We start from the raw sequence: 23,638 nt of genomic DNA, 5'->3' as shown, positions 1-23,638 counted from the left end.
TTCGTGCCCGCGACCGTGGGCATGGTCAGCCGGGGCCTGGTGGCGCTCGCACCCACCATGCTCATGGCGCCCGCCCTGCGTGAGGAGGTCGCGGACGTCGTGGCCGACGCCGCCACCGCACCGCGCGAGGCCCGTCACGAGATCCTCGCCGTCCGCGGCCCGGAGATGGACACCATCGCGAACTTCGCCCGCCGCATCCTCGCCGCGGGTGGGGACCTGGGCGGCCAGCGCCCGCCCACGATCAAGGAGGCGCCCTACCTGGGGCGCGGCATCGCCAATGGAGGGCTGATCCCGCGGGACGCGTTCGTCACGGCCACACGGTTCGAGGACTGGCTGGGCTGATCGCCGGTGCCAGGTCGGGGTGGTCGATCTTCCTCAGGGCTCGCAACGACGTTCCGGGGAACTCAAGCGCCCAGGTCAAGAATGTCCTCCACCTCGGCCAGCGAGTGGGTGCGTTCACGGCCGGCGCGCACATTCTGTGCGCCTTCCAGGATCTCGTAGTCGCGGACCAGCTGGTCGATGTGTGTTTCCACGGCCTCGCGCAGGTAGTAGGACTTCGAGCGCCCGGTGCGGGCCGCCGAGCGCTCCAGCTTGGCCCCGATTTCGTGGGACAGATTCACGGAGGCGGTCACGGTCATGGCGTCACCCCCCTTTCAGGGGTGGATTGACTACAGGTAGTCAGTTTCACCCGCCGTCAGGATGGGGCGGCATGGGGCGGCATGGGGTGGTGCGCACCATCGCACGGGCGCTCGACCCCGAAAAACCGGCGCAGGGCCTCCGTGCCCTCGCAGGTCACCGGTGTCTCCGGGCGCACGTACGTCCCCGGGGTGACGACGACGCGCTGCTCCTCCACGCCCATGGAGCCGTCGCGGGTGTTCTGGGCAATGCGGGCCCTGCCGTTGTCCATGTAGCCGGTCTTGCGGCTCACTGCGGCGGAGGCGTGGTTGCCCACCACGTACTCCGAGTGGCACGCGAGGGCGTCCAACTCGTCGAACGCGAACCCCACGGCCATCTGGCGCATGAGAGTGCCCATGCCCTGCCCGTGGTGCGCGCGCCCGAGCCACGAGCCCGAACTGACCGAGCGTGCCACGGGGAAATCCCGTGCCGTGAGGTCCTGCACCCCCACCAGCCCGCCCCGGGACCGGACGGCCAGCGCCAGGTTCCAGTGCTGCGGTGCGAACGTGGAGCGCTGAGTCCACCACCAGGACAGCGATGTGGTCGGGAAGCCGTCGGGTGTCCCCGGCGCGAACGGTTCCTCGTGCCAGGCGCGTAGAAACGGCATGGGCAGACCCGCCACGGAGATCCCGCCCTGGACGAGTTCCACCAGCTCCGGGAAGTCCTCGTCCCGCAGCACGCGCAGCTCCAGGTCCCCGCACGTGATGCGCAGTCCGAACGGAGGAAAGATCTCCTCGAGTGTCAGCATGTCCACTCCTCTCACGGCATACGGGCGATCTGGGAGAGCGTCCGTCGCACTCTCCTCGCGAACTGGGGGCAACCGGCACGAGAGAATGCCTCGCCCAGCTGCACATGGTTTGCCCTGGCACCCCAGTAGCTCAGCTGTTTGCGCACCATGGGAATCAGACAGGCGGGGTGCGAAAGGTGTTCCCGGCGAAGGACGCGGACACCGCCCATGGGGCCGCGCACCGCGAGCCGCTAATCTGCGAAAAATTCGAAGTCGTTCTCAGCATCCACCTCCCGCAGCTCCTGACATGCGGCACGCCGTGCCATTTCGCGCTGCTGGCGCAGCTGAAGCACGTCAGCACGCCGGAACCGCGCATGGGATCCGACCTTGAACGATTCGATCTGCCCCTCCCGGGCCCACCGCAGGAGTGTGGGGCGGGAGACGCCCAGGAGATTGGCGGCCACGGTGCTCGTCAGCTCCTCGGGCGTCTGGGCGATGTCCACCGAGCCGTGTTCCGCGATGGCGGACAGGGCGCGGAGAAGTGTTCTCTGCACCTCCGCCGGGAGAGCCACGTCGTTGCCTGCAGCATCGCGAAGAACCAGGCTTGCGCCGTGCTGTGCCGGGGCCTGCGCCTCCCGCACGGTCTGTGCTGAGATGTTGATCCGTTCAACCGTGGTCGTCATGGCGTGCTCCTGGAGCGCAGTAGTCACTGTTCGTTCAGCGACAACGTAACGCATTTCCACTTATAAATGAACAACCGGTGGTCTCACCCCTCCAGGTCCAGCAGTTTCAACGCCTCCTCGCGCATCTCCACCTTGCGGACCTTGCCGGTCACGGTCATGGGGAACTCCTCCACCACGTGCACGTAGCGGGGGATCTTGTGGCGGGAGATCTTCCCGTCCGCGAACTCCAGGATGGCCTCGGCGGTGAGGGCGGGAGCGCCGTCGCGCAGCCGCAGCCACACCATGAGCTCCTCGCCGTACTTCTCGCTGGGCACGCCGATCACCTGGGCATCGACGACGTCCGGGTGGGTGTAGAGGAACTCCTCCACCTCGCGCGGGTAGATGTTCTCCCCGCCGCGGATCACCATGTCCTTGATGCGCCCGGTGATCTGCGCGTAGCCGTCCTCGTCCATCACGGCGATGTCCCCGGTGTGCAGCCAGCCCTCGGGGTCGATGGCCTCGCGGGTCTTCTCCTCCTGGCCCCAGTAGCCCTTCATCACCGAGTAGCCGCGGGTGCAGAACTCGCCGGCCTGCCCGCGGGGCACGGTCTCGCCCGTGGAGGGGTCCACGATCTTGACCTCCACGTGCGGGTGCACCCGCCCCACGGTGCCCACGCGGCGGTCCAGGGAGTCGTCCGAGCGGGTCTGGAAGCTCACGGGGGAGGTCTCGGTCATGCCGTAGCAGATGGCCACCTCGCTCATGTGCATCTCGGAGATGACCTTGCGCATGACCTCCATGGGGCACGGGGACCCCGCCATCACCCCGGTGCGCAGGGTGGAGAGGTCGTAGTCCCCGAAGTCCGGCAGCTCTAGCTCCGCGATGAACATGGTGGGCACCCCGTACAGGCTGGTCGCCCTCTCCTGGGCGACGGCGCGCAGCGCGGCCCGCGGGTCGAAACCCGGCCCGGACAGGATGATCGCGCAGCCGTGGGACGTGGCCGCGAGGTTCCCGATCACCATGCCGAAGCAGTGGTACAGCGGGGGGACCACCACGATCCGGTCCTCGGCGGTGTAGTGCAGCAGCTCCCCGATGAAGTACCCGTTGTTGAGGATGTTCCGGTGGCTGAGGGTGGCTCCCTTGGGGCGCCCCGTGGTGCCGGACGTGTACTGGATGTTCACGGCGTCGTCGGCGTGCAGGCCCGTGGCGACCGAGGCGAGCCGGGCGTCGTCGGGCTCCACGAACAGGGCGTCCCACTCGGGGCTGCCCATGAGCACCACGTTCTGCAGCTCCGGGGCGTGGGGGCGGGCGGCCTCCAGCATCCCCGCGTAGTCGCTGTTCTTGAACGCGGGACTGCTGACCACCGTGGAGATCCCGGCCTGCGCGAGCGCGAAGTCCACCTCGTGCTGGCGGTAGGACGGGTTGATGTTCACCAGGATCGCGCCGAGCTCCGCGGACGCGTACTGCATGAGCACCCACTCCCACGAGTTGGGCCCCCAGATTCCGACCCGGTCCCCCGTGCGTACGCCCAGCCGGTCCAGGCCCGTGGCAAGGGACCGGACGTCGTGCAGGAACTCGCGGTAGGTCCACCGTTTTCCAGCAGCCACGTCCACGAGGGCCTCGTGGTCAGGGAACCGCTCGGCGGTCTCGTGCAGGTTCTCGCCGATGGTCTGTTCCAGCAGGGGCTGATCGGTGGGCCCGGCGGCGTACGACGGCGTGGGATCGGTCATCGGGTGTCTCCTTGGTCGGGTGCCGGGAGGGTCAGCAGGGACCGGGGCCGGCGGGTGTCTCGAGGTGGGGTGGTGGGCTCAGTTCGCGGCCGCGATGTGGTGGCCCACGGTGGCCTTGAGGATCTCGTCCGTGCCGCCGAAGATCGTGAGCAGCCGCACGGCCGTGTACGCCTGCGCCACGGAGGACTCCAGGATGTATCCGAACCCGCCGTGCAGCTGCAGGCATCGGTCCACCAGGTCCTTGACCGTGCCGGTGGCCTGCAGCTTGATCTTCGAGGCCGCGATGAGATCCAGCTGGCCCCGGTTGAACAGCTCCACGCAGTGCGCCACGTACGCCTGGGACGCCTCCAGCTGCGCGCTCAGCTCGGCAAGCTCGAACTGCGTGTTCTGGAAGTCCAGCACGCGCTCGCCGAACACGTTGCGGGTGGAGACGAACTCCACGGTCTCGCCCAGCACGCCCTCGGCAACGGCCATCGCGGCCACGGCCACGCCCAGCCGGCCCTGTGGCAGCTGCTCCGTGATCTGGTCCAGCCCCCTGCCCTCCTCGCCCACGAGGTTGGCGGCGGGCACCCGGACGTCGTCGAAGAACAGCTCCGCGGTGTCCGAGGCCTGCAGGCCCATCTTGTCCAGCTGCTTGCCCGTGGTGTAGCCCGCGTGGTCCTTCTTCTCCACCAGGAACAGGCTGAAGCTGTCCCGGTTCCCGCGCGGGGAGGTGCCGCCGTCCGTGCGGGCCAGGACCAGGGCGGCGTCGCCGGAGATGCCGTTGCCGATGAACGTCTTCTGGCCGTTGAGCACGTACTCCTCGCCGTCGCGCACGGCCCTGGTGCGCACCCCGCGCAGGTCGGAGCCCGCGCCCGGTTCGGTGAACGCGACGCTCGTGACCATCTCCCCGCCCAGGATCGCGGGCAGCCAGCGCTGCTTCTGCTCGTCCGTGCCGTACGCGAGCAGATGCGGCAGCACCCAGTCGTCCTGCAGGTGGAACGCAAGCCCCAGGGCCAGGTGGCCCGCGCGCACGAACTCCTCGTCCATCACGGCGCGGAAGCGGTAGTCGGTGAGCCCCATGCCCTCGTAGCGCTCTGGCACGGCCAGGCCCAGCAGCCCGGCCTCCGCCGCCCGGTTCCACACGCCGCGGTCCATCATGTGCTCGGCGTGCCACTGGGCGTAGTGCGGGGCCACCTCGCGCTCGTTGAACTCGCGGGCCACGGAGCGGAACTCGTCGTGCTCCTCGTCGTAGAAACCGTGGATCATGGGGTCACCTTTCGCTGGGGACGGGCTCGGCGGGGAGGCCCAGCGCGAGCCGGGACATCTCCTTGAGGACCGCGCTGACCTGGGCGTCCGGGCTCTCGGTCCGGGCGCGCGAGTACGCGGTGGAGTTGATCAGGCCGATCACGGCGAACGCGCGCGTGGTCTGGTCCTGCAGGGGGCGCTCGGGGTCCAGAGTGTGCAGCACCTCGCGCCACTGCGCCAGGTACTGCCGCTGGATGTTCCGCACGGCGCGCCGGGTGTGCTGCTCCAGGGACCCGAAATCGCGTTCGTGCACGCGGATCAGCGCGGAGTCCGCGAGGGCGAAGTCCACGTGGAAGGAGATCAGCTCCGCCAGGGCACGGGGGCTGTCCCCGTGGCGCTCGCGGATCGCACGGCCGCCCGTGAGCAGGCGCTGGGAGATCTCCACGAGCAGCTCGCTGAGGATGTCCTGCTTGCTCTTGAAGTGCCGGTACACGCCGGGTCCGGAGATCCCAGCCTGCTCCCCGACGCTCTGCAGGGACACGGCCTGGTAGCCGTGGCGCGCGAACAGTTCGGCGGCGGCGTCGAGAATCCGACGACGACGCTCGGTCTTGGCTTGCTCGCGGGGCGTCACCGACACGCGACCTCCTTGCAGGGCGCCGGGCCCGCCGGACAGCGGCGCGGGCGGGCGTGGACAACCGTGATGCAGGTCACTATAGTCCATCTTGGTTATCGAGTATTAACTGAAGTTTCCCGAAGGGACGACATGGCATTCCTCACGAGCGAGCTGGACCGCAGCTCCGCCGCGTTCCGCACGAACAGCGAGACCAACGCGCGGCTGCGGGACGAGCTGCGTGAGCGCACGGCCAGGGCCGCCCTGGGTGGCCCCGAGAAGAGCCGTGAGCGCCACCGCTCCCGCGGCAAGCTGCTGCCGCGCGAGCGCGTGGCCCGGCTGCTGGACGAGGGCTCGCCGTTCCTGGAGATCGGCGCCCTGGCCGCGGAGGACATGTACGACGGCGCGTGCCCGGCCGCGGGGGTCATCGCCGGGATCGGGATGGTCCGGGGCCGCCTGGCGGTGGTGGTGTGCAACGACGCCACCGTGAAGGGCGGCGCCTACTACCCCATGACGGTCAAGAAGCACCTGCGGGCGCAGGAGATCGCCGCCGAGAACCGGCTGCCGTGCGTGTACCTGGTGGACTCCGGCGGGGCGTTCCTGCCGATGCAGGACGAGGTGTTCCCGGACCGGGACCACTTCGGGCGGATCTTCTACAACCAGGCGAACCTCTCCGCCCGCGGGATCCCGCAGATCTCCGCCGTGCTGGGCTCGTGCACCGCGGGTGGCGCGTACGTGCCCGCGATGAGCGACGAGACCGTGATCGTGCGACACCAGGGCACCATCTTCCTGGGGGGCCCGCCGCTCGTGAAGGCGGCCATCGGGGAGGAAGTGACCCCGGAGGAGCTGGGCGGTGGAGAGCTGCACACCCTCACCTCCGGGGTGACCGACCACCTCGCGGAGAACGACGAGCACGCCCTGGAGATCATCCGGGACATCGTGGCCACCCTCCCCGAGCAGAAGACCGTGGCGTGGGACGTGATCGCCGCCCGGGAGCCGGACCTGAGCGTGGCGGACCTGGACGGGATCGTCCCCGCGGACGTCAACGGCTCCTACGACGTGCGGGAGGTCATCGGGCGGATCGTGGACGGCAGCGAGTTCCACGAGTTCAAGAAGGACTACGGCACCACGCTGGTCACGGGCTTCGCCCACATCGACGGCCACCCCGTGGGGATCGTGGCGAACAACGGCATCCTGTTCTCCGAGGCAGCGCTCAAGGGCGCGCACTTCATCGAGCTGTGCGACCAGCGCGGCGTGCCCCTGGTGTTCCTGCAGAACATCACAGGTTTCATGGTGGGCCGGGACGCGGAGGCCGGTGGCATTGCCAAGAACGGCGCCAAGATGGTCACCGCGGTGGCCTCCACCCGGGTGCCGAAGTTCACCGTGGTGGTGGGCGGCTCCTTCGGCGCCGGCAACTACTCCATGTGCGGGCGCGCGTACTCCCCGCGGTTCCTGTTCATGTGGCCCAACGCCCGGATCTCCGTGATGGGCGGTCCGCAGGCGGCGTCGGTGCTGTCCACGGTCAAGAAGGACCAGCTGGCGGCGCGTGGCGAGCAGATGGACCCGCAGGAGCAGGAGCGCTTCGAGGCCCCCATCCGTGAGCAGTTCGAGTCCCAGGGAAACCCGTACTACTCCACGGCCCGGCTGTGGGACGACGGCGTGATCGAGCCCGCGGACACCCGCCGCGTGCTGGCCATGGCGCTGGCCGCGGCGTCCCTGCAACCCCTTCCCGACCCGGGCTTCGGCCTCTTCCGGATGTAGGAGCCCTCTCCATGTTCTCCACCGTGCTCGTCGCCAACCGAGGCGAGATCGCCGTGCGCGTGATGCGCACCCTGCGCGCCATGGGCATCCGCTCCGTGGCCGTCTACTCGGACGCCGATGCCGGCGCCCGCCACGTGAAGGAGGCGGACGTGGCCGTGCGGATCGGTCCCGCGGCCGCCGCCGAGAGCTACCTGGACATCGACGCCGTCGTGGCCGCCGCACGGGAGACCGGCGCGGAGGCCGTCCATCCCGGCTACGGCTTCCTCGCCGAGAACGTGGACTTCGCCCGCGCGTGCGCCGCGGCGGGGATCGCGTTCATCGGCCCGCGGGAGTGTGCGCTGGAGATCATGGGGGACAAGATCGCCTCCAAGCTGCAGGTGGCCGAGCACGGGGTCCCCCTGGTGCAGGGGGTCTCCGAGCCCGGTCTCACGGACGAGCAGCTCGTGGCGGCCGCCGCGGACATGCCGTTCCCCGTGCTCATCAAGCCGTCCGCCGGTGGTGGCGGCAAGGGCATGCACGTGGTCGAGCGCTACGAGGACCTCGCCGAGGCGCTGCCCGCCGCGCGCCGCGTGGCGAAGCAGAGCTTCGGGGACGACACCCTGCTGATCGAGCAGCTCGTGGCCACCCCGCGCCACATCGAGGTGCAGGTCCTCGCGGACACCCACGGCCACGTGATCCACCTGGGGGAGCGCGAGTGCTCGCTGCAGCGCCGCCACCAGAAGGTGATTGAGGAGGCCCCGTCCGCCCTGCTGGATGCCGCCACCCGTGCACGCATCGGGGAGGCCGCCGTGGCCGCCGCGAAGGCCGTGGACTACGTGGGTGCCGGGACCGTGGAGTTCCTGGTCTCGGACCGCGAGCCTGACACCTTCTACTTCATGGAGATGAACACCCGCCTGCAGGTGGAGCACCCCGTGACCGAGATGGTCACGGGCGTTGACCTGGTGGAGTGGCAGGTGCGGATCGCGGACGGCGAGCACCTCACGCTCACCCAGGAGGACGTCCACCTGGACGGCCACGCCGTGGAGGCGCGCGTCTACGCGGAGAATCCCGCGCGCGGCTTCCTGCCCACCGAGGGCACCGTGGTGGCCCTGCGGGACGCCTCCGGACCGGGCGTCCGCGTGGACTCCGGGATCATGGCGGGCCAGCGCGTGGGCCTGGACTACGACCCCATGCTCGCCAAGGTCATCGCGCACGGCCCGGATCGCCGCACTGCACTGCAGCGGCTGCGCGCCGCGCTCGAGGACACCGTGATCCTGGGCGTGGGCACCAACGTGGAGTACCTGCACATGCTGCTCACGGACGAGGACGTGGTGGCCGGGCGCATGGACACCGGCCTCATCGAGCGCAAGCTCCCGCAGCTGCAGTTCGCCCAGCCGGACGCCTACCTGGAGGCGCTCGCCGCCCACGTGGTCCTGGGCTCCCGGGACGACGACGCCGCCCGCGCGGGTTCCCTGCCGGACGCCCCCGATGCCGGGGCCGGCACGGACCCCGTGGCCGACCCCGGAGCCGACGGGCACCATGGCGCCGAGCGCCGCACCGCCTCCGACACCGCCGCGCACCGGGACCGGCTGGCCGCACGCCGGATCGGCGGCACCGCGTGGCGCGCGGACGGCTTCTCCGCCACCGCGGCCCTGCCCGGACCGGCGTCGTTCGAGGAAGACCCCTCGCGCGCCGTCGTGACCGCCGTGGGTGCCGGGAACCCGGACACCGCGGAAGGCCGCACGGTGCACGTGAGCGAGGGGGCGGCGTCGTTCGAGATCCCCGTGCGGACCCGCACCGGGGCGCTGCAGGCGCAGCTGGCACAGATCGAGCGGGAGACCACCGCGGGCGGACCGGAGCTGCGCTCGCCCATGCCGGGCACCGTGGTGGCCGTGCTCGCGGAGAGCGGCGAGCACGTGGCGGAGGGCCGCACAGTGGTCTCCGTGGAGGCCATGAAAATGGAGCACCCGATCACCGCCACCCTGCCCGGGACCGTCACCGTGCTGGTGGGTGTGGGGGACCGCGTGAAGGTGGACCAGGTGGTCGCCACGATCGAGACGGACGACACCGGGGACGCGGACGGCGAGGCCCCCGCCGCCTAGCCGGCCCCGCGCGACATCGCGCAGAGCCCGCGACACCCAGCAGAGCCCCGGACGCCCCGGCACCCGGGCCCACGACGACACCGACGACCCCACCGGACGAGCACCGCTCGACCGACCACACGGAGGAACCGACATGAGCGATAACACCGAGCTGAACACGTTCGAACTGTCCGAGGAGTACCAGGCGCTCTCGGACGCCGTGCGCGAGTTCGCGGACGAGGAGATCGCCCCGGTCTCCGCCAAGCACGACGAGGAGCACTCGTTCCCGTACGAGATCCAGTCCCAGATGGCGGAGATGGGTCTGTTCGGGCTTCCCTTCCCGGAGGAGTACGGGGGACAGGGCGGGGACTACTTCGCGCTGTGCCTGGCCCTGGAGCAGATCGCCCGCGTGGACCAGTCCGTGGCCATCACCCTGGAGGCCGGCGTCTCGCTGGGCGCCATGCCCGTGTACCTGTTCGGCACCGAGGAGCAGAAGCAGCAGTGGCTGCCCCAGCTGGCCAGCGGCCAGGCGCTCGCGGGCTTCGGGCTCACCGAGCCGGAGGCCGGCTCCGACGCCGGCGGCACCCGCACCCGCGCGGCGCTCACGGACGGCAACTGGGTGATCAACGGCAGCAAGGAGTTCATCACCAACTCCGGCACGGACATCACCAAGCTCGTCACCGTCACCGCGGTCACGGGCACCACCACCACGGCGGACGGGCGGGAGAAGAAGGAGATCTCCACCATCCTGGTGCCCACGGACACCCCCGGTTTCACCGCGCAGAAGGCGTACAACAAGGTGGGCTGGAACGCCTCGGACACCCACCCGCTGACGTTCGAGGACGTCACCGTCCCGGAGGCCAACCTGCTGGGCGAGCGGGGCCGCGGCTACGCGAACTTCCTGCGGATCCTGGACGAGGGCCGCATCGCAATTGCCGCCCTCGCCACGGGTGCCGCGCAGGGCTGTTTGGAGGAGGCCATCCGCTACGCCACCGAGCGTGAGCAGTTCGGCCGCTCGATCGGCAAGAACCAGGCCGTGGCGTTCAAGATCGCCCGGATGCGCGCCCGCGTGCACCAGGCCCGCCTGGCCTACTACGACGCCGCGTCCCGCATGCTCAAGGGCAAGCCGTTCAAGACGGAGGCCGCGATCGCCAAGCTGGTGGCCGGTGAGGCCGCGATGGACAACGCCCGGGACGCCACCCAGGTGTTCGGCGGCTACGGGTTCATCAACGAGTTCCGCGTGGCCCGCCACTACCGCGACTCCAAGATCCTGGAGGTCGGGGAGGGCACCACGGAGGTCCAGCTCATGCTGATCGCCCGCGAACTGGGGCTGTGACCGGGGCTCCCGGCACCACGTCACCCGAGCACGACCGAACGCGCCGCCCCTTTGCGGGGCGCACCGGCAAGGAGGACCGCATGGCCAAGGTCATCGAGCAGCGCGGGCTGTACTTCGACGAGTTCGAGGTGGGCGCCGTGTACAAGCACGCCCCCGGGCGCACCGTCACGGAGGCGGACAACGTCCTGTTCACCACGCTCACCATGAATACGCAGTCCCTGCACCTGGACGCCGCGTGGAGCGAGCGCCAGGAGTTTGGGGAGCGGCTGGTGAACTCCATGATGACGCTGTCGATCATCGTGGGCGCGTCCGTCGCGCAGCTCACGCAGGGCACGATCGTGGCGAACCTGGGCTTCGAGGAGGTCGCGTTCCCGCACCCCATGCACCACGGGGACACCCTTTACAGCGAGTCCGAGATCCTGGACGCGCGCCCGTCCAAATCCCGGCCGGGCCAGGGCATCATCAGGGTCCGCCACGTGGGCCGCAACCAGGACGGCACCGTGGTGGCCACGTGCGTGCGCTCGGTGCTCATGCAGGGCGCCCCCGCGGGCACCGGTCACGACGACGACGCCGCGCCGGCTCCCCGGGACGGGTCACCCGAGTCCGCGGAGACCTCCGGGGCCGGACTTCCCGGCCGGGAGGCACCGACGAACGCCGCGGCCCCGGTCGCGGACCCGACAGGGAAGGAGCAGTCATGACGACCCCCACGTTCACGATGGGCCCGGCCATCCTCTTCTGCCCGGCGGACCGCCCCGAGCGTTTCGCCAAGGCGGCCGAGCGGGCGGACGCGGTGATCCTCGACCTCGAGGACGCCGTGGCCCCGGAGGCCAAGCCCGCGGCGCGGGATCACGTGCGCGCTGCGGACCTGGACCCTGCCACCACGGTGGTGCGCGTCAACGACGCCGCCTCGCCGTTCTTCGAGGACGACCTCGCCGCGGTGCGCGGCACCCCGTTCCGAACCGTGATGCTCGCCAAGGCGGAGTCCGCCGAGCAGGTCCGCCGGGTCATGGACGCCCTGCCGGACGTGCAGGTCATCGCGCTGTGCGAGACGGCCGCCGGGATCGTGGCGGCGTCCGAGATCGCGGAGCAGAGCGGCGTCGTCGCCCTGATGTGGGGCGCGGAGGACCTGGTGGCGTCCCTGGGCGGGCGCTCCAGCCGCCGCCCGGGCGGCTCCTACCGGGACGTGGCCGTGGCCGCGCGCGCCGCGGTGCTGCTGGCCGCGGGCGCCCACGGGAAGGCCGCGATCGACGCCGTGCACGTGGACATCGCGGACACCGAGGGCCTTGCCGCGGAGGCGGAGGACGCCGCGGGCAGCGGGTTCGCGGCCACCGCGTGCATCCATCCCGGCCAGGTGGCCGTGATTCGCGAGGCGTACCTGCCCACCGCCGAGGACGTGGACTACGCGCGCCGTCTGCTGGCCGCCGCGGAGGGCGCGCCCGGCGTGTTCCGCTTCGAGGGCCACATGATCGACGGGCCGCTGCTGCGCCACGCGGAGCGCACCGTGGCCCAGGCACGCCGCGCCGACACACTCGGCACCGATGAACTTGGCACCGAGACGCCCCGCACCGAGACGAGGGAGAACTGATGAGCACGAACATCGTGGTTCCGGTCAAGCACGTTCCGGACGCCCAGAAGCAGCGCACGTTCCAGGAGGACCTCACCGTGGACCGCGGGGAGTCGATCCTCTCCGAGCTGGACGAGTACCCCCTGGAGGCGGCCATCGCCCTGCGCGAGGCGGCTCCGGAGGCGGAGGTCACCATCATCGCCGTGACCGTGGGCCCCGAGGACGCCGCCGGTGCCGTGAAGAAGGCCCTGCAGATGGGCGCGGACGCCGCGTTCCACGTGGCCGACGACGCCCTGGCCGGCTCCGACGCGCTCGGCACCTCCGCGGCGCTCGCCGCCGCGATCCAGCACGTGGGTGAGGAGCACGGCGGGGTGGACCTGGTGCTCACGGGCCTTGCGTCCACGGACGGGGAGACCTCCGTGATGCCCGCGATGCTCGCCGAGCGGCTGGACTTCGCGCTCGTGACCCGCGCGGACAGCGTCGCCTGGGGCGAGGGGAACACCGGGCTGGCCCTGACCCGCCCCGGAGCGGATGCCACCCAGACCGTGGCGGTGCACTTCCCCGCGGTCGTCTCGGTCACCGACCAGGCGAACGAGCCGCGCTACCCCAACTTCAAGGCGATCATGGCCGCGAAGAAGAAGCCCTCGGCCGTGCTGAGCCTCGCGGAGATCGGCGTGGAGGCCTCCACCGTGGGGCGCGACGCGGCGGCCGCCTCCGTGCAGTCCGCCACCGCCCGGCCCCCGCGCGAGGCGGGAACCGTGGTGCAGGACGAGGGCGAGGCCGGGATCCAGCTCGCGGACTTCCTCGCGCAGCGCCGCCTGCTCTGACGGCTGCGCGGCCCGGGGCGCCTCACGGCGGCCCGGGGCCTCGGTCCCAGGCGGTGCGACCACCGCACCGGGTCGCTGCGGGCCCGTCCCGCGCCGCACCCACGATCTTCCACTGCGTTCGAGAGGAAACACCATGCACGTCCTCGTAGACCTCGGCCACACCCGTCAGCTGCGCTCCCCGGACCACGAGCTGCTCACGCTCGCGCGCACCCTCGCCGGGGGAGATCCTGTCACCGTGCTCAGTCACGAGCCCCAGCCCGAGGGCCTGGCCGACGAGCTCGCCGGCTACGGCGTGGCCGCTCTGCTCGTCCCGGAGCAGGAGGCCGCGGACCTGTCCCTGACGGACACAGCACTTCTCGACGCCGCCCTGGCGGACTCCGGCGCCACGCTCGTGCTGGGCGCCAACGACGCGGACACCACCGAGTGGTTCGCCCGCCTGGCCGTGCGCCACTCGGCGGCGATCATCACCGATGCGGTGGGCGTGGCGCAGGACCGCACCGTGACCAAGTCCGTGCTGGCCGGGGGCTACACCACCACGGCGGAGCCCACCACCGAGCTCGCGTTCGTCACGCTCGCCCCCAACTCGGTGCAGACCGAGGAGGTGAGCGGGGGCCAGGCGCCTCAGGTGAAGCCGCTGGCGGTGACGGTGTCCGGCCCGGCGGCCACGGTCACGGGAACGGAGGCCGCGCCGGCGTCGTCGCGCCCCAAGCTCACCGAGGCCAAGACCGTGGTGGTCGGCGGCCGCGGTGTGGGCGAGGACTTCTCCCTGATTGAGCAGCTCGCGGACGAGCTCGGTGCGGCAGTGGGCGCGTCCCGCGCGGCCGTGGACGCGGGCTGGGTGGAGCACGCCGCGCAGGTGGGCCAGACCGGTGTGACGGTGTCCCCGCAGCTGTACCTGTGCGCGGGTGTCTCCGGCGCCATCCAGCACCGGGCGGGCATGCAGACCTCCCAGACGATCGTGGCGATCAACAAGGACGAGAACGCCCAAATCTTCGAGATCGCGGACTACGGCGTGGTGGGAGACCTCCACAAGGTCATCCCGCAGCTGCTCGAGACGGTGCGGGCGCGGAAGGGGTAGGTGGGCGAGCGCGTGGCCCAGCTGCGGAACAGCGATCTGGATGACCTCCGGCACCTCGCACTGGAGGCAGGGCAGGACATGACCGGCTGGGACACCTGCCGAGGTGCTGTGTCCGGAGACTTCGTGCACACCCTCCGGGAGGCCCTGGAGGGGTCGTGCCCCTCATGCCACGTGGGCACTGGCCCGTTGGCGGGGCCATCGGCACGAGCAAGTGGATGCGACACGAGTGACCCTGACGGTCCTGGACTGCGCTCAGCAGACCCTGGACCTTGACGGCGCCATGGCCAGCATTGCTGAGCTGGGAATGCCGGATTTCATGTGTTCCTCCACCCGGCAGTTCGGCTGGGGCGCGCCGCTGTATCCGGATTGGGGCGTTCTCAGCGTAGGGGCGGATGACCTTGTCCGGCACTTCGCACCCCGGGGCTTCGAGGCCTATTCCGTCCCGCCTGATGCTGTCCTCCCCGACCACCTGGAGGACTAGGTGTTGGAAGGCTGGAGGTTCGCGGCACGCGCGGGGCGGAAATGAGAGCAGCCCAAGGGTTCTGACCGACTGTCACGGTGACGATCGGACGGCACCTGTGCCCCGATCACCTCAGCAGGGTCCTTCACGGAACGGCCCGAAATTCTCGATGCTCACGATCTCCCCGAGCCGGAGTTTCAGCAGGTACGGCGGACTCCAAGGGTTTTCTTCGATCTGACGGTCGTACACCGTTTGTGCCGCCTTCTCGTCCGCCAACACAGCCCTGGGAGAGGGGCCGATGTTGCCTTTTTCGTCCTGAACGTTGTCGGTTCCGCCGACGATGGCGTACACCCAGTCGCCGTTCGCAGGAGGGTCGACGGCGTCGAGAAGCGGCATCTCGATGCAGCTGATCCTGTTGTCTGTTCCCTCGGCCTTGCGCTTGGCAATGAAGTCGATCGCTTCCTGTTCGGTCGAGACCGCGCCCAGAAGAGTTTCCTGTGAACTGGCTCTGTCCTGCTCGAAGATGAGGCGGACGAGGGGGCAGTGCGCCAGTCTCCGGCCGCCCGGTGGATCATGCGGAGAGTGCCGATCCCCCTCCAGCGACGAGGGGTCCTGTGGCAAAGAAGCTGCTTCACCCTCTGCGGTCTCGGCAGCGGCATTCTCTCGGCGTTTTAGACGCCAACCCAGCAAGAACCAGGCCACACCCACCCCGAGATACACCCATCCGAAGACCGGTGAACCGCCGGTGAGAAAGCGGGCAAGCCCCAGCAGGGCGAACAGAACGCCCATGATGAAGTGGCCTCTGCTGCCCATCGTGTCTCCTCAGCTGCGCTCGTCGACGTCGTGCACCGTGAGCACGAGACTTTCACAGGGTAGGGCCCATGGTCGACACCGTGACCCACGCCGGCCGGCCTCGAGGGACTGTGAGGCGAGAACACAGCCCGAGCCTTGGATCAGGGCGTCCCGGTGGGCAGAGCGTCGAGATGCGCCGCGATCCACGCTGAGACGAACTCGTGGTGCACGGAACCCTGGGCTGTGATCTCCCCGAAATTCGCCACTTCTTCGTCATTGCCGAACACAAGCCGATATCCATTCGCGAGCAGAAAGACACTGACTGCACCGATTGTGGTTCGCTTGTTCCCGTCCACAAAGGGATGGTTCCTGGAAAGCCCTGCCAGGAGTGCCGCTGCCTTGGCGGCCAAGCTTGGATGCAGCTCAACTCCCATGTAACTCGTCCACGGCGCTGGCAAGGAGACCTTCATCCCGGACCGGGGCCGGGAGCACCGCATTGTGGATCCTGACCACGTCGTCACGGGTCAGCTGAACCCAGGGCGTCAACGGTCAGCAAGCAGCTCGTTCACGCCGGCGAGTTGTTTCTGCGAAACGGCGATGAGCGCATCCAGATCATCAAGACTCAGGTGGGTGAGGGCGGACCCTTCGGGGGCCTGTTCGGCCATGTCGCTCTCCTTCCGTCGGGGTCGATTCTACGGCGCTCGCCGCTCATCGACAGGGCGCGCCGACAGCGTGCCGGCCAGGTCCCGGAACCGAGAGGACGACGCCGCCCTCACACCTTCTCCGGCACCCGCACCTCCGTGCGCGTGGGTGCCGCGCGGCGGTCCGCGACCTCCCGGCGGATCACCCACACGAGCGCTCCGGCCCACAGCACGGCGAGACCCGCGAGGACCAGGGTCGGAGCGGCGTCGGGAAGGCTGTTCTGGACGGCGTTCACCCGCAGAAGGGTGCGCGCGTTGGTCACGATGATGAGCCCGCCCGCGCCGATCGCGAGAATGCGCGGGGCGAGCAGGCGCACGAGCCATGCCGCGAGCGGTGCGGCCGCCACACCGCCGATGAGCAGGGCCACCACCATCCCGTAGTCGATGTTCTGGCTGCCGAGCGCCAGCAGGAATCCCGCGGAGGCGCCCAGGCTGACCACGAACTCGGACGTGTCGATCGAGCCGATCACCTTGCGGGGCGCGATCTTGCCCGAGGCCAGGAGGGTGGGGGTGCCCACGGGCCCCCACCCGCCGCCGCCGATCGCGTCCATGAACCCGGCCACCGCGGCCAGGGGCACCAGGAACGCAGCGGGCACGCGGCCGGTGAACGAGGGCCGCCGCCCGCCGATGCTGAGGAACCGCCACACCACGTAGACCCCGAGCAGCAGGAGGATGGTGGACATGACCGGCGCGGCGGCGTCGCCGGAGACGGTCAGCAGATGCGCGCCGAAGAACGCCGCGATCCCGCCGGGCACGGCCATGAAGCCCACCACGCGCCAGTCGATGTTGCCGAAGCGCCAGTGCGAGAACCCCGACGCGAGCGTGGTGCCCACCTCCGCGAGGTGCACCGTCGCGGACACGGACGCCGGGGTCAGCCCGGCGGCCAGCAGCAGGGTGGAGGACGTCACGCCGTAGGCCATGCCCAGGGAACCGTCCACGAGCTGCGCTCCGAAGCCCACGAGGGCCAGCACGATGAGTGTGCGCACGATTCCTCCTGCACGGCGGGCGGCGGTGCCGGCGGGGTGCCGGCGGGTTACCGCGTGAATCGCCTCAGCGTAAAAACCACCCGAACCCGAGCCCAAGGTGTGTGTCTCCGTGCGTCGTCCCATGTCACAGCGTGACGTGTGCTTGACACGGGGCCCGGGAATGTGGCCTCCGACACCTCCTTGTCAGCGGACAGCACGCTGACGAAAATGGGGATGTCGGTGATCCCGCCGATCAGCAGTCCACATGAGAGGGCAGGACCATGGCAGAGAAGAACCCCGCCAATGCCGGCGAAGAGTCCATCAAGATGAACCCGCAGGACGAGGCTGCGGCCATGGCCCGTGACACCCAGGTGGACGCGGAGCCCGCCGACGAGGGCGTCGGCGCCATGACCGACAACAAGGGCGAGACCCCAGCCACCGAGAACTGAGGTCCGAGCGCGGACAAGGGCGCCCCGCAGGCACGTGCCTGCGGGGCGCCGTTCTGCGTCCGGAGAGAGGCGGGGAAGCGCGGCTGCCGTGCGGGCCGTTCTGCACCGCCCCGCGTCCTGGGCCTCAGTCCTCCTGGTCCGCGTCCTCCCGCGGGCTGCCGATGTTGTAGCGCGGCGGGCGCGTGCGGAAGTTCGCGAGTTTGTGGGAGCCGTCGCAGAACGGGGCGATCGAGGACATGTTGCACCGGCACAGGGCGACGACGCGGCGCGGGGGCTTCTGCGGCTCGGCCCCCGGTTCCGGGGCGATCAGCACGTCACCGCGCACCAGCAGCGGCCCGTTGGGGCACGGGGTGATGACCACGGGGTCCTCGACGGCCCCGGCAGGAGAGGGACGGTCCCCGTCCGTCCGAGCATCACCGTGAATCTCAGCTCGGGCCTCTGCCGCGCGACCCGTTGAAACGGGGGCCGCCCCCTGTCCGTCGGGCGCCGCCTCGGCAGATGCCGCGTCCTCGCGCGGCACGTCCGGACCCGGGGACTGCCACGAGATCACAGAGCCGCCCGAGCGGCGTCGTCCGCACGCAGCGAGGAGCGCTCGCTGCTCCAGCACGCCAGCATGTGGTCCCCCATGAGCCCGTCCACGTACAGACACGCGGCCGCGCCGAACAGCACGTCCTCCAGCAGCTCCGGCTCGTCCTGGGCCAGCGCCCCGGCGAGGTCCCGCGCGGCGATCTGCTCGTGGACCGCGTCGGCCTCCACGTGCTCGTCGAAGTAGTGGGTCACGTCCGTGCCGTGGCCGAGCTTGCGGAACGCGCGGCCGTAGTACTTGTTGGGGATCGAGGAGGTCATCTCGAACGCCGCGAGGTGTCCGGCGATCGCCCCGCGCAGCCGGCGGTGCAACCCGAAGAGACTCATCACGTTCATGGACGCGAGTGTGGGCGCGGGCACCAGGTCCAGGTAGCGGTCCAGGGCGTCGTCCAGCCCGACGCCGCGCATGCTCTGGGCGAAGATCGTGGCGTGCACGCGCTCGGGGCGCCCGCCGCCGTACTCGTCCGACTGGATCTCCACCAGTGCGGCTTTCGCCCGCCCGCGCAGCCGTGCAATGCCCCACGAGTGCGGGTCCGCCTCGCGCAGCGTGTAGATGGAGCGGTGGATCAGGAACTCCCGCAGGATCTCCTCGCTGGGGTGCCGCGCGAGCCACGTGGCCAGGGTGGGCTTCTCCTCGCCGCCGGTCAGCGCGAACATCGTGTCCACGAGCTCGGCGCCGTCCTGCGGCATGGGGTCCGGCATGGGTACCTGCTCCCGCAGCTCGCGCTCGAAGCGCTCCTCGAGCACCGCGCGGATGCGCAGCAGCTCGGGGTCCCACTCGCGATCCCCGGTCACGAACTCGGCCGGGCCGTAGTGCAGCAGGTACAGCAGGAACAGGGACAGCTGGACGTCCTCATCGGCGAGCACCCCCTGCGTGGTCTCCACCGCGTTCTCGACGGCGCTCGCCAGCTCCCGGTACGCGGCTTCGGGGGTGTCCTCCGGTCCGGTCAGGACGCTCAGGAGGGCGGCGCTCACCGGTCCCCGAGCGACCGGGGCGGCAGTGCGGACGGGGGTTGTGGTCATGGTGGTGGTCTCCCGTGAACAAGTCGTTGAGTGGTCCGTCCACGGGTCGGGTGGCCCGCTGGCGGACGTGCCGCCGGCGATGCGCACCGGGTTGGGCGGCATCGTCGGCACGGTGTGCACGGCGTCCTACCGCACACGCGATGGCTGGGGGAGCAGGCGGTTGCCCGCGGGCCGTGACCGGGTCACGATCCGCGGGCAACCACGTGAACTGCTGCGGTTGTTCCCTATGCCAACATACCGGTGGTCGGGAAGCGTTCCCAGACCCGGTGGCTGCCGAGCAGCTCGGTCACAGTGCTCAGGGCGTCCTCGGCGGAGTCCGCCGCGACCACGCCGGGTGTCTGCGCAATCTGCAGGGTCTGCAGCGCCGTGGCGCCGGGTCCGACCGCAACGATCGCCTTGGCGTGGCGCCACATCTCGTTGACCAGCAGGCTCACGCGCGGATCCACGTCACCCGGGCTGGGAGCGCCCGCCTTCGCGTCCATGCCCGCGGCCACCTGGTGGGCCGGCGCGCCCGCGGTGGCGACCACCACGGCGTCGAACTCGATGGAACGTGCCGTGAGCAGCGTGCGGTGGGCGACGACGCCCGGGGCCACCTCGCCACCCTGCGGTGCGATCACCAGCGGGACCATGTCCGCGGCGTTGATCCGGGAGACGAGCGTGGTGAGCTGCTCAGTGTCCGTGTCCGGACCCACGAGGATGCCCACCTGGCGGCCGTCCACGGGCCACGTGCTACCCACCTGGGACAGTGCCGGCGAGGGCTGAACGTCCTGGGCCGGGGGCACGGTGGGCTCCTGGTCCGGCAGACCCAGCCCCTGTGCCACCGCGTGTCCCAGGGCGGGATCGATGGCGAAGAGGTGCCGCAGCTGGCGCGTGCGGATGGTCTCGTCCCAGCACTTGCCGAGCTCGAACGCGTAGGCCTGCGCAGTGTGCTCACGCTCCACCTCGCTCAGGCTGAGCCAGAACATGCGCACCTGGGAGAAGTGGTCGTCGAAGGACTGCGGCCGGGCACGTTCCTTCACGGACTCCGCCACGGGGGCCGGGTAGTCGACGAAGGCGTGTTCGCTCTCGGGCGTCTCGAACGGATTGCCGCCGTCCAGCGAGTTGGGGCGGTAGGGAGCCACTCCCGAGTGCACGGCGCTCTGGTGGTAGCCGTCCCGCAGCATGTCGTTGACCGCGGCGTGCGGACGGTTGATGGGCAGCTGGTTCCAGTTCGGCCCGCCCAGACGGGTGATCTGGGTGTCCAGGTAGGAGAAGAGCCGGCCCTGCAGCAGGGGGTCGTTGGTCACGTCGATGCCCGGGACCAGGTTGTTGGGGTTGAACGCCACCTGCTCCGTCTCCGCGAAGTAGTTGGAGGGGTTCCTGTCCAGGGTCATGAGACCCACGGGCTGCACGGGAACCAGCTCTTCCGGCACGATCTTCGTGGGATCGAGCAGGTCGATGCCCTGGAAGCTCTGCTCCTCGTTGTCCTCGAAGACCTGCACGCCCAGCTCCCACTGCGGGAACGCCCCGGCCTCGATGGCGTCCGCCAGGTCACGGCGGTGGAAGTCCGGATCTGCGCCGTTGATCAGCTGGGCCTCTTCCCACGCCACCGAGTGCACACCCAGGCGCGGCTTCCAGTGGAACTTCACCAGCACGGTGCTCCCGTCCGCTGCCACCAGGCGGAAGGTGTGGACGCCGAAGCCCTCCATGGTGCGGAAGGAGCGCGGGATGCCGCGGTCGGACATGTTCCAGATGGTGTGGTGCTGTGCTTCGGTGTGCAGGGACACGAAGTCCCAGAAGGTGTCGTGCGCGGATTGCGCCTGGGGGATCTCGCGGTCCGGGTGGGGTTTCCCGGCGTGGATGACGTCCGGGAACTTGATGGCGTCCTGGATGAAGAACACGGGGATGTTGTTGCCCACCAGGTCCCAGGTGCCCTCGTCCGTGTAGAACTTGGTGGCGAAGCCGCGGGTGTCACGGGCCAGATCGCCCGAGCCGCGGGAGCCCAGCACGGTGGAGAAGCGCACGAACACCGGGGTTTCCTTGTCCTTAGCGAACAGGCCCGCGCGGCTGAGCTTGGTGGCCGAGCCGTAGCCGCGGAACGTGCCGTGGGCACCCGCGCCGCGGGCGTGCACCACGCGTTCCGGGATGCGCTCGTGGTCGAAGTGGGAGATCTTCTCCCGGAAGTGGTGGTCCTGCAGCAGCACGGGACCGCGGGCCCCGGCCTTGAGGGACTGGTCGGAGTTCGTCAGGCGCGCGCCGTGCGCGGTGGTGAGGTACTCACCCTGCTGTGCCATCGCGGACATCGGGGCATCGGTGGGTGCACCCGTGGGCGTGACCCGCTCGGGGGCACCTTGATCGGGCTTGGGCGGAAGCGGCTGACGGGGAGCCGTGGGCTCCTCGATGGTCGGCTCACCGGTCCCGGGAACTCCCGGGGCCTGGGGGGCGTTGTTCTCGCGTGCGGACATAACGATCCTCCTACGAAGCTGACGCACGCCGCGGTCACGAGTGCGACGTGGTCCTCCCATCCTGTCAGCACCCTTGGGAGTGGGCATACACCTGTAGGGAGGCAGTCGCCGTCATGCGCGGTTGTGAACCCGTCACGGGCTGCGCGCGCGGGCCGCGCGGCGTCGTCGTGAGACAGTGATCCCATGACGTGGACACCGGTGACACTGCGTGGGCGGCTGGTCCGCCTGGAACCCCTCAGCCGCGAGCACCTGGACGGGCTGATCGGGGCCACCGAGGACGGGCGCATGTGGGAGCGCTGGTCCACGAGCGTCGCGGACCCGGACGGGATGGCGGCTGCCGTGGAGCAGCGGCTCACGTGGCAGGACGAGGGATCCATGCTGCCCTTCGTGACCGTGCGGCAGGCGGACGGCGCCGTGCTGGGGATGACCACGTTCTACGACCCGCAGTGGGACGTGCCGCGCGTGAGTGTGGGGCACACGTGGAACCGGGCGTCCACCCACGGGACGGGGACGAACGCCGAGTCCAAGCTGCTGCTCATGACCCACGCGTTCGAGGATCTCGGGTGCCGCTGCGTGCGCTACGAGACGAGCTGGGCCAATCAGCAGTCGCGGGCGGCGATCGAGCGGCTCGGCGCGCGCCTGGACGGCGTGCTGCGCGCGGACCGGTTGGAGCGCAACGGGGTGCTGCGGGACACCGTGGTGTACTCGGTGCTCGAACACGAGTGGCCCTCCGTGAAGGCGGGACTCGAGGCACGGGTCGCACGGCGCTGAGGGTGGCCCATGAAAAGACGTTAGTTTGCTATTGCGAATAGCTGCGGGCGTTCCTACGCTGGGTCCATGGGACGCAAACTTTTCTCGGAGATCTCCCCACTGACCTACCGCATTGCGGTGCAGCGCCAGAGATGGCAGCGCCGCGCGAAGGACCTCGGCAGACGCGGGGCCTTCGCCGCCGCGCGTTCGTCCGAGGACCTGCCCGTGAAGGTCTACCGCCACAACTCACTCATCCGGCGCACGCTCGGCAACACCGAGCTGGACCTCCAGGAGGGCAAGGCCCGCTCGCTGGCACTGTCCGCGCCGCTCGTGGACGGGATCGTGATCCGCCCGGGGCAGACGTTCTCCTTCTGGCGGCTCGTGGGCAATCCCACGCGTTCCCGCGGATACCTGCCGGGCGTGGTGATCAACGGCGACCACGCGGACGTGGGGATCGGTGGAGGCATGTGCCAGTTCACCAACCTGCTGCACTGGATGGCGCTGCACTCGCCCCTGACCGTGGTGGAGCACCACCACCACAGCGGACTGGACCTGTTCCCCGACTTCAAACGTCAGATCCCGTTCGGGACCGGGACGTCCATCATCTACAACTTCCTGGACTACCGGCTGCGCAACGACACCGGGCAGAGCTACCAGTTCCGCGTGTGCGTGGACGACGAGTACCTGCGCGGTCAGCTGCTCTCGGACGACACCTGGCCGGAGAAGTTCCACATCCGCGAGGACGAGGCGTACTTCTACCGCACCACGGATCCCGCGACGGGTGAGGAGCAGGTGCGCCGGCACAACGTGGTGCTGCGGGAGGCCCGCTCCAAGCGCACGGGGGACGTGATCAGGACGGAGCGGTTGCTCGAGAACGACGCGCTGGTCTGCTACTCCCCGGATCTGGTGACCGCTCCGATCCTGCCGGAGAGGCCCCGCTCTGCCCGCTCCCCTGATTCGGCCAAGACGATGGAGTCTGCTAGGAACCTGGAGTCGCTGCGGGCCTGACCCGCCGGTCCCGGGGGTAATGAGGGACCTGCTTTAACTGAGTGAAAGCGGATTTCCGGCCCAGATCGGCTCAAAATCTGCTTTAACTCAGTTTTTGCACGCGACTCTAGCTACCGGGCAAGCCGTCGGCACCGGTCAGGAGTTGTGCTCCCGCCGGCGGGCAGGGCCGTCGGCACCTATCGGGACTCCCCGTCCAGCCTGCCCGCC

Annotated in this window: 24 protein-coding genes and 1 pseudogene; 12 read left to right on the top strand and 13 right to left on the bottom strand. The window is 70.0% G+C overall.

Annotated elements, in window-relative coordinates; translation table 11 throughout:
• Positions 1–3: 3 nt before the first annotated feature.
• The gene (locus KRH_RS11855) at positions 4–342 is read left to right on the top strand and encodes a hypothetical protein (protein ID WP_012399352.1); all 339 of its coding nucleotides are present in this window, start codon (positions 4–6) and stop codon (positions 340–342) included.
• Between the two features lie 62 nt (positions 343–404).
• On the opposite strand, the gene KRH_RS11275 is transcribed toward KRH_RS11855, so the two are convergent.
• The 6 genes from KRH_RS11275 to KRH_RS11250 form a co-directional block, all read right to left on the bottom strand.
• On the bottom strand, positions 405–638 hold the full coding sequence (locus KRH_RS11275; RefSeq protein ID WP_012399351.1) for a type II toxin-antitoxin system RelB family antitoxin: 234 nt from the start codon (positions 636–638) through the stop codon (positions 405–407).
• A 56-nt stretch (positions 639–694) separates the two neighbouring features.
• A complete protein-coding gene (locus tag KRH_RS11270; RefSeq protein WP_012399350.1) occupies positions 695–1,423 on the bottom strand; it encodes a GNAT family N-acetyltransferase in 729 nt (242 codons plus the stop codon).
• 230 nt (positions 1,424–1,653) lie between these two features.
• Positions 1,654–2,085: a helix-turn-helix domain-containing protein gene (locus tag KRH_RS11265; RefSeq protein ID WP_041297448.1), complete on the bottom strand. Its 432-nt coding sequence runs from the start codon at positions 2,083–2,085 to the stop codon at positions 1,654–1,656.
• 83 nt (positions 2,086–2,168) lie between these two features.
• Positions 2,169–3,791 carry an AMP-binding protein gene (locus KRH_RS11260; protein WP_012399348.1) on the bottom strand — a complete coding sequence of 541 codons (1,623 nt, stop codon included), beginning with the start codon at positions 3,789–3,791 and terminating at the stop codon, positions 2,169–2,171.
• A gap of 78 nt (positions 3,792–3,869) precedes the next feature.
• Complete coding sequence (locus tag KRH_RS11255) at positions 3,870–5,039, bottom strand: acyl-CoA dehydrogenase family protein (protein WP_012399347.1); 1,170 nt, start codon at positions 5,037–5,039, stop codon at positions 3,870–3,872.
• 4 nt (positions 5,040–5,043) lie between these two features.
• Entirely contained in the window at positions 5,044–5,655 is a 612-nt protein-coding gene (locus tag KRH_RS11250; protein WP_012399346.1) for a TetR/AcrR family transcriptional regulator, read from the bottom strand.
• Between the two features lie 126 nt (positions 5,656–5,781).
• Here KRH_RS11250 and KRH_RS11245 point away from each other — a divergent pair, with 126 nt between their 5' ends.
• From KRH_RS11245 to KRH_RS11210, 8 genes and pseudogenes are all read left to right on the top strand, one after another.
• On the top strand, positions 5,782–7,389 hold the full coding sequence (locus tag KRH_RS11245) for a carboxyl transferase domain-containing protein (RefSeq protein ID WP_041297447.1): 1,608 nt from the start codon (positions 5,782–5,784) through the stop codon (positions 7,387–7,389).
• A gap of 11 nt (positions 7,390–7,400) precedes the next feature.
• Positions 7,401–9,470 carry a biotin carboxylase N-terminal domain-containing protein gene (locus KRH_RS11240; protein WP_012399344.1) on the top strand — a complete coding sequence of 690 codons (2,070 nt, stop codon included), beginning with the start codon at positions 7,401–7,403 and terminating at the stop codon, positions 9,468–9,470.
• 151 nt (positions 9,471–9,621) lie between these two features.
• The gene (locus KRH_RS11235) at positions 9,622–10,785 is read left to right on the top strand and encodes an acyl-CoA dehydrogenase family protein (RefSeq protein ID WP_041297776.1); all 1,164 of its coding nucleotides are present in this window, start codon (positions 9,622–9,624) and stop codon (positions 10,783–10,785) included.
• Between the two features lie 80 nt (positions 10,786–10,865).
• Positions 10,866–11,330: pseudogene (locus tag KRH_RS11230) on the top strand (MaoC family dehydratase); the annotation flags it as partial.
• 149 nt (positions 11,331–11,479) lie between these two features.
• The gene (locus tag KRH_RS11225; protein WP_012399341.1) at positions 11,480–12,370 is read left to right on the top strand and encodes an HpcH/HpaI aldolase/citrate lyase family protein; all 891 of its coding nucleotides are present in this window, start codon (positions 11,480–11,482) and stop codon (positions 12,368–12,370) included.
• Positions 12,370–13,176, top strand: a complete 807-nt coding sequence (locus KRH_RS11220) for an electron transfer flavoprotein subunit beta/FixA family protein (RefSeq protein WP_012399340.1) — start codon at positions 12,370–12,372, stop codon at positions 13,174–13,176. The genes KRH_RS11225 and KRH_RS11220 overlap by 1 nt, the downstream gene beginning before the upstream one ends.
• A gap of 133 nt (positions 13,177–13,309) precedes the next feature.
• Positions 13,310–14,254 carry an electron transfer flavoprotein subunit alpha/FixB family protein gene (locus tag KRH_RS11215; protein ID WP_012399339.1) on the top strand — a complete coding sequence of 315 codons (945 nt, stop codon included), beginning with the start codon at positions 13,310–13,312 and terminating at the stop codon, positions 14,252–14,254.
• Positions 14,255–14,480: 226 nt separating this feature from the next.
• Entirely contained in the window at positions 14,481–14,735 is a 255-nt protein-coding gene (locus KRH_RS11210) for a hypothetical protein (protein WP_041297446.1), read from the top strand.
• A 111-nt stretch (positions 14,736–14,846) separates the two neighbouring features.
• Here the strand turns inward: KRH_RS11210 and KRH_RS11205 are convergent, their stop codons facing one another.
• From KRH_RS11205 to KRH_RS11200, 4 genes are all read right to left on the bottom strand, one after another.
• Positions 14,847–15,527: a hypothetical protein gene (locus KRH_RS11205; RefSeq protein ID WP_041297445.1), complete on the bottom strand. Its 681-nt coding sequence runs from the start codon at positions 15,525–15,527 to the stop codon at positions 14,847–14,849.
• Between the two features lie 140 nt (positions 15,528–15,667).
• Positions 15,668–15,976: a type II toxin-antitoxin system death-on-curing family toxin gene (locus KRH_RS12145; RefSeq protein ID WP_419757506.1), complete on the bottom strand. Its 309-nt coding sequence runs from the start codon at positions 15,974–15,976 to the stop codon at positions 15,668–15,670.
• 72 nt (positions 15,977–16,048) lie between these two features.
• Positions 16,049–16,171, bottom strand: a complete 123-nt coding sequence (locus KRH_RS12805; RefSeq protein ID WP_257745006.1) for a hypothetical protein — start codon at positions 16,169–16,171, stop codon at positions 16,049–16,051.
• A gap of 107 nt (positions 16,172–16,278) precedes the next feature.
• Positions 16,279–17,193, bottom strand: a complete 915-nt coding sequence (locus KRH_RS11200) for a sulfite exporter TauE/SafE family protein (RefSeq protein ID WP_012399335.1) — start codon at positions 17,191–17,193, stop codon at positions 16,279–16,281.
• Between the two features lie 260 nt (positions 17,194–17,453).
• Between KRH_RS11200 and KRH_RS12420 the strand changes: the two genes are divergently transcribed.
• Complete coding sequence (locus tag KRH_RS12420) at positions 17,454–17,621, top strand: hypothetical protein (RefSeq protein WP_012399334.1); 168 nt, start codon at positions 17,454–17,456, stop codon at positions 17,619–17,621.
• A 124-nt stretch (positions 17,622–17,745) separates the two neighbouring features.
• Here KRH_RS12420 and KRH_RS11850 read toward each other — a convergent pair whose 3' ends face one another.
• The 3 genes from KRH_RS11850 to KRH_RS11185 form a co-directional block, all read right to left on the bottom strand.
• The gene (locus KRH_RS11850) at positions 17,746–17,982 is read right to left on the bottom strand and encodes a CDGSH iron-sulfur domain-containing protein (protein WP_167528090.1); all 237 of its coding nucleotides are present in this window, start codon (positions 17,980–17,982) and stop codon (positions 17,746–17,748) included.
• A 185-nt stretch (positions 17,983–18,167) separates the two neighbouring features.
• Positions 18,168–19,229, bottom strand: a complete 1,062-nt coding sequence (locus tag KRH_RS11190) for an iron-containing redox enzyme family protein (protein ID WP_012399332.1) — start codon at positions 19,227–19,229, stop codon at positions 18,168–18,170.
• A 224-nt stretch (positions 19,230–19,453) separates the two neighbouring features.
• A complete protein-coding gene (locus KRH_RS11185; RefSeq protein ID WP_012399331.1) occupies positions 19,454–21,673 on the bottom strand; it encodes a catalase in 2,220 nt (739 codons plus the stop codon).
• Between the two features lie 183 nt (positions 21,674–21,856).
• Here KRH_RS11185 and KRH_RS11180 point away from each other — a divergent pair, with 183 nt between their 5' ends.
• Both KRH_RS11180 and KRH_RS11175 read left to right on the top strand, forming a co-directional pair.
• On the top strand, positions 21,857–22,444 hold the full coding sequence (locus KRH_RS11180; RefSeq protein WP_012399330.1) for a GNAT family N-acetyltransferase: 588 nt from the start codon (positions 21,857–21,859) through the stop codon (positions 22,442–22,444).
• Between the two features lie 66 nt (positions 22,445–22,510).
• On the top strand, positions 22,511–23,431 hold the full coding sequence (locus KRH_RS11175; RefSeq protein WP_012399329.1) for a VanW family protein: 921 nt from the start codon (positions 22,511–22,513) through the stop codon (positions 23,429–23,431).
• Positions 23,432–23,638 lie beyond the last annotated feature (207 nt).

Source organism: Kocuria rhizophila DC2201 (genome assembly GCF_000010285.1).
Classification (GTDB): domain Bacteria; phylum Actinomycetota; class Actinomycetes; order Actinomycetales; family Micrococcaceae; genus Kocuria; species Kocuria rhizophila_A.
This window is presented reverse-complemented; position numbering and strand designations above follow the sequence as displayed.